The 11,827-nt window shown below is 72.4% G+C and carries 13 protein-coding genes; 3 read left to right on the forward strand and 10 right to left on the reverse strand.

Annotated elements, in window-relative coordinates; genetic code table 11:
• Positions 1–34 precede the first annotated feature (34 nt).
• The 3 genes from AC3X7R_RS16705 to AC3X7R_RS16715 form a co-directional block, all read right to left on the reverse strand.
• Positions 35–190 (reverse strand): hypothetical protein, encoded by a 156-nt coding sequence (locus tag AC3X7R_RS16705; RefSeq protein WP_489966808.1) that lies wholly within the window; start codon positions 188–190, stop codon positions 35–37.
• The gene (locus tag AC3X7R_RS16710; RefSeq protein ID WP_181310559.1) at positions 187–531 is read right to left on the reverse strand and encodes a PadR family transcriptional regulator; all 345 of its coding nucleotides are present in this window, start codon (positions 529–531) and stop codon (positions 187–189) included. The genes AC3X7R_RS16705 and AC3X7R_RS16710 overlap by 4 nt, the downstream gene beginning before the upstream one ends.
• 114 nt (positions 532–645) lie before the next feature.
• Entirely contained in the window at positions 646–921 is a 276-nt protein-coding gene (locus tag AC3X7R_RS16715) for a DUF6458 family protein (protein WP_489966809.1), read from the reverse strand.
• Positions 922–1,075: 154 nt separating this feature from the next.
• Here AC3X7R_RS16715 and AC3X7R_RS16720 point away from each other — a divergent pair, with 154 nt between their 5' ends.
• Positions 1,076–3,226: a molybdopterin-dependent oxidoreductase gene (locus AC3X7R_RS16720; protein WP_489966810.1), complete on the forward strand. Its 2,151-nt coding sequence runs from the start codon at positions 1,076–1,078 to the stop codon at positions 3,224–3,226.
• A gap of 4 nt (positions 3,227–3,230) precedes the next feature.
• On the opposite strand, the gene AC3X7R_RS16725 is transcribed toward AC3X7R_RS16720, so the two are convergent.
• The 7 genes from AC3X7R_RS16725 to rimP all read right to left on the reverse strand — a co-directional run bounded on the left by AC3X7R_RS16725 (position 3,231) and on the right by rimP (position 10,464).
• Complete coding sequence (locus AC3X7R_RS16725; RefSeq protein ID WP_489966811.1) at positions 3,231–4,169, reverse strand: bifunctional riboflavin kinase/FAD synthetase; 939 nt, start codon at positions 4,167–4,169, stop codon at positions 3,231–3,233.
• A gap of 21 nt (positions 4,170–4,190) precedes the next feature.
• Entirely contained in the window at positions 4,191–5,081 is an 891-nt protein-coding gene (gene truB / locus AC3X7R_RS16730; protein WP_489966812.1) for a tRNA pseudouridine(55) synthase TruB, read from the reverse strand.
• On the reverse strand, positions 5,078–5,533 hold the full coding sequence (gene rbfA, locus AC3X7R_RS16735) for a 30S ribosome-binding factor RbfA (RefSeq protein WP_489966813.1): 456 nt from the start codon (positions 5,531–5,533) through the stop codon (positions 5,078–5,080). The genes truB and rbfA overlap by 4 nt, the downstream gene beginning before the upstream one ends.
• Before the next feature lie 69 nt (positions 5,534–5,602).
• Positions 5,603–8,470, reverse strand: a complete 2,868-nt coding sequence (gene infB, locus AC3X7R_RS16740) for a translation initiation factor IF-2 (RefSeq protein WP_489966814.1) — start codon at positions 8,468–8,470, stop codon at positions 5,603–5,605.
• A 96-nt stretch (positions 8,471–8,566) separates the two neighbouring features.
• On the reverse strand, positions 8,567–8,899 hold the full coding sequence (locus tag AC3X7R_RS16745) for a YlxR family protein (RefSeq protein ID WP_489966815.1): 333 nt from the start codon (positions 8,897–8,899) through the stop codon (positions 8,567–8,569).
• Between the two features lie 66 nt (positions 8,900–8,965).
• Positions 8,966–9,976 (reverse strand): transcription termination factor NusA, encoded by a 1,011-nt coding sequence (gene nusA, locus AC3X7R_RS16750; protein WP_489966816.1) that lies wholly within the window; start codon positions 9,974–9,976, stop codon positions 8,966–8,968.
• Entirely contained in the window at positions 9,976–10,464 is a 489-nt protein-coding gene (rimP, locus tag AC3X7R_RS16755) for a ribosome maturation factor RimP (protein ID WP_489966817.1), read from the reverse strand. Before rimP ends, nusA begins: the two co-directional genes overlap by 1 nt.
• 146 nt (positions 10,465–10,610) lie before the next feature.
• On the opposite strand from rimP, the gene AC3X7R_RS16760 reads away from it, so the two are divergent.
• Together AC3X7R_RS16760 and AC3X7R_RS16765 are read left to right on the forward strand one after the other, a co-directional pair.
• Positions 10,611–11,162: a hypothetical protein gene (locus AC3X7R_RS16760; RefSeq protein WP_489966818.1), complete on the forward strand. Its 552-nt coding sequence runs from the start codon at positions 10,611–10,613 to the stop codon at positions 11,160–11,162.
• Entirely contained in the window at positions 11,159–11,581 is a 423-nt protein-coding gene (locus AC3X7R_RS16765) for a DUF4439 domain-containing protein (RefSeq protein WP_489966819.1), read from the forward strand. Before AC3X7R_RS16760 ends, AC3X7R_RS16765 begins: the two co-directional genes overlap by 4 nt.
• Positions 11,582–11,827: the final 246 nt, after the last annotated feature.

Consider the following 11,827-nt stretch of genomic DNA (forward strand, 5'->3'; position numbering starts at 1 on the left):
GACCCGGAGGCGGTCCTGGGGTGTCCCGCCCTCGTCATAGACGCACTCGGGCTGGCTGTTCACCGAGATCGGACTCGAGTCCCTCGGTCAGGTCCTGCTGGACGTCGGTCGGGAGGTCGGCGAGCAGGGCTCGCACCTGGGCGACGAACTGCGCCACGTCGGGACTGGCCGGAATACTGGTCGTGTTCATGCGCTCACTCCGTGTGCCGGGGCGGACCCGTCCAGGATCCGGCCGAGGGTGGTGGCGAAGGTCCGCCAGTCGGTGCGCTCGCGCGCCAGCTGGTCACGCCCGGCGGGCGTGATCCCGTAGTACTTGCGGTGCGGTCCCTCGTCGCTGGGGACGACGTAGGAGGTGAGCGCACCGGCGGCGTAGAGACGACGCAGCGTGCCGTAGACCGAGGCGTCCCCCACGTCCTCGAGGCCGCCGGCCCGCAGCCGCCGCACGACGTCGTACCCGTAGCCGTCCTCGTCGTGGACCACGGCCAGCACGGCCAGGTCGAGCACTCCCTTGAGGAGCTGGGTGGTATCCATGGCTGCACAGCAGTGCGGATTACGCACTACTGCGCAGAATGCTAGGCCGTCTGCGTGTCGGACATACGTCTGAGCCCGGACCGATGAACGGTCCGGGCTCAGCGTCGGGGTCTCTCAGTAGGCCGGCGGCGGCGGGTCCGCCTCCACGTGCCGCTCGGTGGTCGCCTGCCGACCCTGTGCGTCGGTGGTGGTGGCGATGGTGCTCTGCCGGCGCCTGGTGTTCTGCTGGGCGATGCTCAGCAGCAGCAGCGCCACGCCGGCGAGGGTCAGGATCCAGCCCACCATGCCGAGGTTGACCGGGCCGACCTGCTCCTCGTTGATGGCAAGGGACAGGATCAGTCCCACCACGATCAGTCCGACGGCGCCTCCGTAACCCATGACGTCCTCCATCTGCTTGTCCTTCGGGCACGCGACCGCGCGCCTTGCAGGGCAGGCGTACCCTTGGACCCCGGTGACCATGCGTGCACACCTGAGGGATCCGGCGCCCCGGGTTCTGTGCTCCGCGCCCATGTCCCCCCTGGCCCCGGGGTGCCACGATGCCCGGATGCTGCTCCCCTCCCGCGCCACGACCGAGCCCCGGGACGGGATCCGTCACGTCTCCTGCAACCTGTGCGAAGCGATCTGCGGCCTCCGGCTGACGATCACCGACGGCGCCGTCACCGGTGTGCGCGGCGACCCCGCCGACCCGCTCTCCCGGGGGCACGTGTGCCCCAAGGGCGTCGCCATCGCCGATGTGCTCACCGACCCCGAGCGGCTGCGCCGACCCGTGCGCCGCCGCGGGCCTGCGGACGACCCGCAGTGGGAGGAGCTGGACTGGGACGAGGCCCTCGACCTGGTCGCCGACCGGCTCGCGGAGACCGTCGAGCGGCACGGACGCGACGCGCTCGCGGTCTACCTCGGCAACCCCAACGTGCACAGCCTGGGCTCGATGACCCATGGCACCGAGCTGGCCAAGGCGCTGCCCACGCGCAACCGGTTCAGCGCCACCTCGGTCGACCAGCTGCCCGCCCAGCTGGTGGCCCACCTGATGTACGGCCACCAGCTGCTGCTGCCGGTGCCCGACCTCGACCGCACCGACCTCCTCCTGGCCTTCGGCTACAACCCGATGGCCTCCAACGGGTCGCTGATGACCGTCCCCGACTTCCCCGCCCGGCTCCGCGAGCTGCAGGGACGCGGCGGGCGGCTCGTGGTCCTCGACCCGCGCCGCACCGAGACCGCGAAGGTGGCCGACCAGCACCTCTTCGTCCGCCCCGGCACCGACGTGCACGTGCTGCTGGCCATGGTGCACGTGCTGCTCGCCGAGGACCTGACCACGCCGCCGCCGTACGTCGCCGGGTTGGACCGGGTGCGCGCCGCGGTGGCTGACCGCACCCCGGAGGCGGCCGAGGGCGCCAGCGGCCTGCCCGCCGAGACCATCCGCGGCCTGGCCCGCGAGCTCGCGGGTGCCGAGCGGGCCGCGGTGCACGGCCGGATCGGCGTCTCCACCACTGAGTTCGGCACCTTGGCGCAGTGGTCGGTCCAGCTGCTCAACCTGCTCACCGGCAACCTCGACCGGGTCGGCGGGACGATGCTGACCAGCCCGGCGATCGACGTGGTGGGGCGGGGCCTGATCGGCCCCGGACACCGAGGGGTCTGGCACAGCCGGGTCCGGGGACTGCCGGAAACCGCCGGCGAGCTGCCGGTCGCGGTGCTGCGCGAGGAGATCGAGACGCCCGGCGAGGGCCAGGTGCGTGCGCTGCTCACGATGAGCGGCAACCCGGTGCTCTCCACCCCCGACGGCGGCGGGCTGGACCGGGTGCTGCCGACGCTCGACTTCATGGCCTCGATCGACTTCTACGTCAACGAGACGACCCGGCACGCCGACGTGATCCTGCCTCCGACCTCCCACCTCGAGCGGGACCACTACGACCTGGTCTTCCACGCCCTGGCGGTGCGCAACACCGCCCGCTTCTCCCCCGCCGCCTTCCCCAAGTCCGACGACCAGCGCCACGACTGGGAGATCTACGCCGGCCTGGTCCGCCGCCTGGCCGCGCGCTCGTCGCGCCGGCTCCCCCGGCGGCGCCGGGCGGTGCGCTGGGCGCGGATGCGCACCTCCCCCGCCCGGGTGGTCTCGATCCTGCTGCGCACGAGCAGGACGGGGGTGACCCTGCGGGCACTGCGGCGTGCCCCCTCGGGCCTGGACCTCGGTCCGCTCCGACCGGACCAGCTGCCCGGCCGGCTGCGCACCACCGACGGCCTGGTGCAGGCCGCGCCCGACCTGGTGCTGGAGGACCTGGCCCGTCTGGGGTCAGCCACGCCGCCCGAGCCCGGCACGCTGCTCCTGATCGGTCGGCGCCACCAGCGCGACAACAACTCCTGGATGCACAACACGGCCAGGCTGACCAAGGGGCGGCCCCGGCACCAGCTCCTCATGCACCCCGAGGACCTGGCGTGCCACGGACTGCGCGACCAGGCGCTGGTGAGGGTGAGCTCGCGGGTCGGCGAGGTCGTGGTCGAGGTCAGCGCCTCGGAGGACATGATGCCGGGGGTGGTCTCCCTGCCCCACGGCTACGGCCACGGCCGGCCGGGCACGTCGATGTCCGTGGCGGCCCAGGTCCCGGGGGTCTCGATCAACGATTTGACCGACCCCGAGGTGCTCGACGTGTCGGGCAACGCCGCCCTGAGCGGGGTACCGGTCCGGGTCTCGACCGCCTGAGGTCTCAGACGCCCAGGACCTCGTGGGCGCGGCGCACATCGTCGTGCATGGTGGCGACCAGCGCCTCGATCCCCTCGAAGGCGACCATGCCGCGCAGCCGCTCGACGAAGGCCACCTCGACCTCCACGCCGTACAGCTCGAGGTCGTCACGGTCCAGCACGTAGGACTCCACCCTGCGCTCGCGCTCACCCGCGAACGTCGGGTTGGTGCCCACCGAGATCGCAGCAGGGAAGCGCTCGCCGGTGTCCCGACGGGTGAGCCACCCGGCATAGACACCGTCGGCCGGCGCGGCCTCGGCGACCGAGGTGGGGACGTTGGCGGTGGGGAAGCCCAGGTCCCTGCCTCGCTGGTCCCCACGGACCACCACCCCCCGCACGGTGTGCAGTCGGCCCAGCGCCTCGGCCGCGCCGGTGACGTCGCCGGAGGCCAGGCACTGCCGGACGTAGGTGGAGCTCCAGACCTGGGGACCACCGTCCAGGGGCACGCCTTCGGTCTCGAAGCCTCGCTCCGCCCCCACCCGGGACAGGAAGGCCACGTCACCGGCCGCCTTGCGCCCGAAGCGGAAGTTGGCCCCCACCACGACCGCGCGCGCGCCCAGCGCCTCCACCAGGATCCGGTCCACGAAGGTCAGCGGCTCCCACGCCGCGACGCCCCGGTCGAAGGGGACGACGAGGAGCGCGTCGACCCCCGCCCGGGCCAGCAGCGCGGCCCGCCTCGGGATCGAGGTCAGCGTGGGTGGGGCGTGCTCGGGACGGAGCACGGCCATCGGATGCGGGTCGAAGGTCACGGCCACGACCGTCTCCACGCCGATCCGCTCCGCCGTGGCCCGGGCCTGCTCCAGCACGTGCTGGTGACCGCGGTGCACCCCGTCGAAGTTGCCGACGGAGACCACGGTGGGCCCGAGGTCGGCAGGGACTTCCTCGACTGATCGCCAGATCTGCACGGGGGAATGCTACGGCGTGGGTCAGCCGACGAAGACGGCGACCGGACGCGCCCCCTCCGGAGCAGGCTCGTAGAGGGCCAGGAACTCGCCGTCGGGCGCGAAGAGCGCGTGTTCGCCGCCACCTGGGAGCGCCCTGTCGAGTCGCCTCCCCACCCGTACGTCCCTGGCCTCCTCGTCCGAGAGGTCCACCGCGGGGAAGCCGGCGCGGGCCGCCTCGCTGATGGGCAGCACCGCGAGCTCCTGCTCCAGCTGCTCCAGGGTGCGCGCCGTCGCCAGGTCGAACGGTCCGACCGCGGTGCGCCGCAGCGCCGTGAGGTGGCCACCCACCCCCAGCGCGAGGCCGAGGTCGCGAGCCACCGCCCTGACGTAGGTGCCGCTGGAGCAGCGCATCCGGATGCGGACCTGTGGCAGCGTCATCTCCACCACCTCGAGCTCGTGCACGGTCACCCGGCGGGCGGGGAGGTCGACCTGCTCGCCCGCCCGGACCCGTTCGTAGGCGCGCCGGCCGTCGACCTTGATCGCCGAGACCGCCGTCGGGACCTGGTCGATCTCGCCCACGAACCGCTCCAGCTCGGCCCTCACCTGCGGCTCGAGGAGCCCCGAGGTGTCCCGCTCCTCCAGCACCTCGCCCTCGGCGTCGTCAGTCGTGGTGGAGCGACCCAGCAGGATCGTGGCCTCGTACTGCTTCTCGGTCAGCATCAGATGACCCAGCAACCTGGTGGCCCGACCGAGGCCGAGGACCAGGACACCGGTGGCCATCGGGTCCAGCGTGCCCGCGTGACCGACCTTGCGGGTCCCGGCGAGCCGACGCACCCGTGCGACCACCCCGTGCGAGGTGATGCCGCCCGGCTTGTCGACCACGACCAGACCGGTCGGGCCCTCGGCGCCCTTCTGCGGGCGCGCGCCGGTCACGCGTCGTCGTCCGTGGCGGACTCGTCGTCCTCCGCGGTACGCGGCTTCTTGTAGGGGTCCTCCTCCGAGGCGTACGTCGCGCCGGCGCGCTGCGCCGCCACCGCCTCGTCGCTGGCCCGGGCCGCGGCCAGCACGTCGTCGAGGTGGCGGGCACTGTCGGGCAGCGCGTCCCGGACGAACTCCAGGGTCGGCACCAGGCGCATGCCCAGCTGCTTGCCCATCTCGGCGCGGATCACGCCCTTGGCCGACTCCAGCGCCGCGGCCGAGCTCTCGACCTCGGTCTCCTCGCCCAGCGCGGTCCAGAAGACCGTGGAGTGCTGGCTGTCACCGGAGACACGCACGTCGGTGATGGTCACGAACCCGAGTCGCGGGTCCTTGATCTTGCGCTCCAGCATCTCGGCCACGATCACGTGGATCCGGTCGGCGATCTTGCGCACCCGTGGGTTTGCCATGTTCCTACCTTCGTCAAAATGTCGAGTCGGCGCCAGCATTTCACTGGCGCCGACTCGAGGGTGGGTCTGTCAGCCGCGCGGGATCTCGCGCATCTCGAACGACTCCACGACATCGCCGATCTTGATGTCCTGGAAGTTCTTGAGCACCAGACCGCACTCGAAGCCCTCGCGGACCTCCGAGGCGTCGTCCTTCTCGCGCTTGAGCGAGGCCAGGTCAAGGTTGTCCGCCACGACCTTGCCGTCGCGCAGCACGCGCACCTTGGCGTTGCGTCGCACCGTGCCCGAGATGACCATGCAGCCGGCGATGTTGCCCGCCTTGGACGAGCGGAAGATCTCGCGGATCTCCGCCTGCCCGAGGCTCGCCTCTTCGTACTCCGGCTTGAGCATGCCCTTGAGGGCCGCCTCGATCTCCTCGATGGCCTGGTAGATCACCGAGTAGTACCGGATCTCCACGCCCTCCTTGTCGGCCATCTGCGCCGCCTTGCCCTGGGGCTTGACGTTGAAGCCGATGATGATCGCGTCGGAGGCCGCGGCCAGGTCGACGTTGGTCTCGGTGATCGCACCGACACCGCGGTCGATGACCCGCAGGGTGACCTCGTCGCCGACGTCGATCTGGGCCAGCGAGTCCTCGAGGGCCTCGACCGATCCGGACACGTCGCCCTTGAGGATGAGGTTGAGCTCCTGGCTCTCGCCCTTCTCCATGGAGGCCATGAAGTCCTCGAGGGTGCGACGCACGCGACGCTTGGCCTGCATGGCCGCCCGCTCACGCGACTCGCGCTTCTCGGCGATCTGGCGAGCCATGCGGTCGTCGTCGACCACGATGAAGTTCTGGCCGGCACCGGGGACGGCACTGAGACCCAGGACCATCGCCGGACGCGACGGGTCCGCCTCGGTGAGCTCGTTGCCGAACTCGTCGAGCATGGCGCGCACCCGGCCGTACGCCGGCCCGGCCACCAGGGAGTCCCCGACGCGCAGCGTGCCGCGCTGGACCAGGACGGTCGCCACCGGACCGCGACCGCGGTCCAGGTGGGCCTCGACCACGAGACCCTGGGCGTCCTGCGTCGGGTTGGCACGCAGGTCCAGCGAGGCGTCGGCGGTGAGCACCACGGCCTCGAGGAGCTTGTCCAGGTTGAGCTCGGACTTGGCCGACACGTCGACGAACATCGCGTCGCCGCCGTACTCCTCGGGGATCAGGCCGTACTCGGAGAGCTGACCACGCACCTTCGTCGGGTCAGCGTCCTCCTTGTCGATCTTGTTGACCGCGACCACGATCGGCACACCGGCGGCCTTGGCGTGGTTGAGCGCCTCGACCGTCTGCGGCATGACACCGTCGTCGGCCGCCACCACGAGGATGGCGATGTCGGTCGCCTGGGCACCACGGGCACGCATGGCGGTGAACGCCTCGTGACCCGGGGTGTCGATGAAGGTGATGCGGCGGTCCTGGCCGTCGACCTCGGTGTGGACCTGGTAGGCACCGATGTGCTGGGTGATGCCACCGGCCTCCTTGGCGCCGACGTTGGCGTTGCGCAGCGCGTCGAGGAGCTTGGTCTTTCCGTGGTCGACGTGACCCATCACGGTGACGACCGGCGGCCTGATCACCAGGTCGGACTCGTCACCCTCGTCGGAGCCGAACTCGAGGTCGAAGGACTCCAGCAGCTCGCGGTCCTCGTCCTCGGGGGAGACGACCTGGACGACGTAGTTGAGCTCCTCGCCGAGCAGCTCGAACGTCTCGTCGTTGACCGACTCGGTCGCGGTCACCATCTCGCCGAGCGAGAAGAGCATCTGCACCAGGGCGGCCGCGTCGACGTTGATCTTCTCGGCGAAGTCGGTCAGCGAGGCGCCGCGGGGCAGCCGGATGGTCTCGCCGTCACCCTTGCGGACCCGCACGCCACCGATGGTCGGGGCCTGCATGGCCTCGAACTCCTGGCGACGTGCCCGCTTGGACTTGCGGCCGCGTCGCGACGGGCCGCCGGGGCGACCGAAGGCACCCTGGGTCTGGCCGCGCTGGCCCGGCCGCTGGCCGGGACGCCCGCTGGCGGGCGGGCCGAAGCCACCGCCGGGACGACCGCCGGCACCGGGGGCGCCGCCACCGGGGCGACCCGGGGCGCCGCCGCGTGCCGGAGCACCCGGACGTCCGGGTCCACCCGCGCGGCCAGGGCCGCCGGGGCCGCCCGGACCGCGGCCACCGGGGCCGCCACCGAAGGCGGCAGGGGACTTCGGCATCATCGCCGGGTTGGGACGCGGCATTCCGGGACGGCCCGCGGGGGCACCGTCACGTGCAGCGGGAGGACGAGGCGCGCGCTGCTCGTCGCCGGCGCCGCCCGGGGTCCCCGTCGCAGGGGTCGGCGGGGCGGACGGGCGACGGCCCATGCCCTGACTGGGCGCGAAGGGGTTGTTGCCGGGCCGCGGAGCCCCGGGCTTGCCGACCGGCCGAGGTGCGGGGGTCGGGGCCTTGGGGGTCGGGCTCGGGCCGGGGGTCGGGCTGGCGGCCGCGGCCGGCGGCTGCTGCGCGGCCGGGGCCACGGGAGCCGGGGCCACCGGAGCCGGGGCGGGCGCGGGAGCGGGCTCCGGCTCGGGGGCAGGCTTCGCCTTGGGACCGGGCTTGGGGCCCGGGCGGGGCGGCGTCGGGGCGGCGGACTTCTCAGCCGGCGCCGTCTCGCGGGGCGCCACGGTCTCGGCCGGCTTGTCAGCCGCCTTCGCGGGCGCCGCCGGGGCAGCGGGCGCGGCGGGGGCCGGGGCGGCCTCCGCGGCGGGGGCAGCAGCGCCAGCGGACTTCAGCTGGTCGCCGTACTGCTTCTTGAAGCGCATCTCGACCGGGGGCTCGACCGTCGACGATGCCGACTTGACGAACTCCCCCATCTCCTTGAGCTTCTCGAGAACGAACTTGCTCTCGACTCCGAACTCCTTGGCGAGTTCGTGGACTCGGGTCTTGGCCACGTTAGAACGTTGCTCCTTCTGGCCCGAGCCCCGTCAGGGGATGTCTTCGGACCGTTAGTGGTGGTGCTGGCTCATCGGAAAGTACTCATCGAGTGCTCATGAGCTGCCTGCTCCAGTTTCTTGTCGGTCGATCACGGTGGGATGAGCTGAGAGGTGGTCCTCCAGCGGTGTGAGGGTCAAGCCCTCCCTGGACCTGAGGGCCCGGGGGAACGCCCGCCTTCGCACCGCCAGCTGCAGGCACTCGGACGTGGGGTGCAGGTGCGCCCCGCGGCCTGGTGCGGAGCCGGCGGGATCGGGAACCACGGCCGGACGACCGTCGGCTCCCTCGCCTGCCACCACGCGCAGCAGCTCGCTCTTAGTGGTCCGACGGCGACACCCCACACAGGTCCGAACCGGACCGGGGGCAGGGAGGAACGTCGTACGAATCACTGGGAGCCAGCCTAGCGTGTGAGGCCAGTGATTTCCGAACCGGGGATGCGGGGCCCCGCGCTCCTGCTAGCCCGCGGCCGGTGCCTCGTCGGAGTCCGAGGGCTGCTTCGCGGGCTCCTCGTCGGAGCGGATGTCGATGCGCCAACCGGTCAGCCGAGCGGCCAGGCGGGCGTTCTGCCCCTCCTTGCCGATGGCCAGCGAGAGCTGGAAGTCCGGCACCACCACCCGGCACGAGCGGGCGGCGCGGTCCAGGATCTCCACCGACGTCACCCGCGCCGGGGAGAGGGCGTGGGCGACCAGCTCGGCAGGCTCCTCGGACCAGTCGACGATGTCGATCTTCTCCCCGTGCAGCTCCGACATGACGTTGCGCACCCGCTGGCCCATGGGACCGATGCAGGCACCCTTGGCGTTGACGCCCGGCACCTTGGAGTACACCGCGATCTTGGTGCGGTGCCCCGCCTCGCGCGCGATCCCGGCGATCTGCACGGTGCCGTCGGCGATCTCGGGGACCTCGAGGGCGAAGAGCTTCTTGACCAGGCTGGGGTGGGTGCGCGACAGGGTGATCTGCGGCCCCCGCATCCCCTTGCGCACCGAGACCACCAGGCACTTGATCCGGGTCCCGTGGGTGTAGGTCTCGCCGGGCACCCGCTCGCCGACCGGGAGGAGGGCCTCGACCTTGCCGAGGTCGACCATCACGTCGTCGGGGTTGCGACCCTGCTGGATGACGCCGGAGATGACGTCACCCTCCTTGCCGGAGAACTCCCCGAAGCGGATGTCGTCCTCGGCGTCGCGGAGCCGCTGGAGCATGATCTGCTTCGCCGTGGTCGCGGCGATCCGCCCGAAGCCGTCGGGGGTGTCGTCGTACTCGGCGACGACGTTGCCCTCCGCGTCCAGCTCAGCGGCCAGCACCGCGACGTGCCCGGTCTTGCGGTCCAGGGTGACCCGGGCCCGCTCCTGGGCACCGGGCGACTTGTGGTACGCCGTCAGCAGTGCCTGCTCGATCGCCTCGACGAGCACGTCGAAGGAGATCTCCTTCTCGCGTTCCAGCATCCTGAGGATGCCGAGATCGATGTCCATCAGTCGTCCTCGTCCTTGTCCTTGCGATTGAACTCGACCTGCACCAGAGCCTTGGCCACGTCGTCGTAGGTCACGCGGCGCTCGTCCGCGTCGACCGTCAGGTCGACACCGTCCTGGTCGCTCGAGGCGATCCGGCCCACGAGCTCGTCGCCGTCGACCAGGGAGACCCGCACGAGCCGGCCTGCGTTGCGCCGCCAGTGGCGCGGCAGCGTCAGCGGCCGGTCGACACCCCGCGAGGTGACCTCGAGAAGGTAGGGCATCTCGCCCATCACGTCGGAGTCGTCGAGGACCCGCGAGACCTCCTTGGTCGCGTCGGCGACGTCGTCCAGGGTCACCCCGCCGTCCTTGTCCACCGCGATCCGCAGCACCCGACGCTTGCCGGCCGGGGTGACCTCCACGGCCTCGAGGTCGAGGCCCAGCACCTGCAGGGGGTCCGTCAGCGCCGTCTCGATGCCGGCTCGGGTGGCGTCACTTCTGGCGTTGCCCACGCTGTCAACCTCCTTGTGCTGTTGTCTGCGCCCACCATAACCGCCGCCGCGGGAATCGGGTCAGCCGCACGCGTCCGGGGCCGGCCAGGTGAGGCCGCGCGGCCTGCCACGAACCCGTTCCCCGACCGGTGGACTAGGCTCCCCCGGTGCTCCTCCCACCTCGTCACCGAGACGCCCGAGACCCCCTGGCGACGACGCGCCGGTCGGTCCTGCTGGGTGCCGGCGGGGTGGCGACGGTGCTGGCCGCCGGGTGCGACGCGACCGTGGGCGACCACACACCGGCACCGGGCGTCGAGCCGGCCGCGCACCCGCTGCCGGACCTCCTCGCCCGCACCTCGACGCTGATCTCGCTGGTGCACGCGACCGCGACCGCCCACCCGCGGCTCGCCACGACGCTCGAGGGCCTCCGACTGACCCATGACGACCACGCGCGCGTGCTCCGTACGGCGACCGGCGAGGGCTCTGCCGCCTCGTCCCTCCCCTCCCCCTCCGAGCCGGCCGCCGCGACCGCGCCGTCGGTGCCGGGGAGGCCGGCCCGGGCGCTGGGCCGGCTGCGGAAGGCGGAGTCCGCGCACGCGCGGCTCGTGCTCGACCGCGCCAGGGAGGCCGACGACGCCCAGGTGGCCCGGCTGCTGGCCTGCATGGGCGCCGGACTGGTCCAACAGCTCACGGTGCTGCCCACGGAGCCGCCGCGATGAGCTCGGTCGACTCGCTGCAGACCGTCCTGACGGCCGAGCACGCCGCGGTCCACGTGCTGGGGACGCTGGCCGCTCAGGCCGCCCGGGCGGACGACCCCGCGTCGGCCTCCCTCGCCGCCGAGCGTCATGCCCGGCACCTGGCGCGCCGCGACTGGCTGGTGGAGCAGCTCAGGGCCCGGGAGGCCACGCCGGTCGCGGCCGCCGCGGCGTACGAGCTGCCCGCCGTCGGCTCCCGGGACCTCCTGAGGGCCGGGGGACGCCTGGTCGAGCAGCGGTGCCTGGCCGTGTACGCCGGGCTGGTCGGCGGGTCGTCGGGCCGCCTGCGCAGCTGGGCGGTGGACGCCCTGGTGGAGTCCGCCGAGGCGGTGCTGGCCTGGGGCGGGGCACCGGAGCCCTTCCCCGGAGCTCCCGAGCTCTGAGCTCAGCCGGACCTCCCCCGCTGCCGCCGTCCCTGCCGGACCCTCGGGCCAGAAATGGGGGCGGCCCGCGGTCTCGTCATCCTGGGGGAGTCCCGAGATCTCCCCCAGCACGTCGAGTCCGCGGGCCGGTCGGGCTGGTCAGCAACAGCCCGGTCGTGGTCAGAGCCTGGGTCGAGGATCGTGTACCACTGGCATGAGTCTGCAACAGAGGCGTGGGAAACGGAATGGCATCCGGCTTGCATGATC

This window comes from Nocardioides sp. Z22_16 (assembly GCF_058134365.1).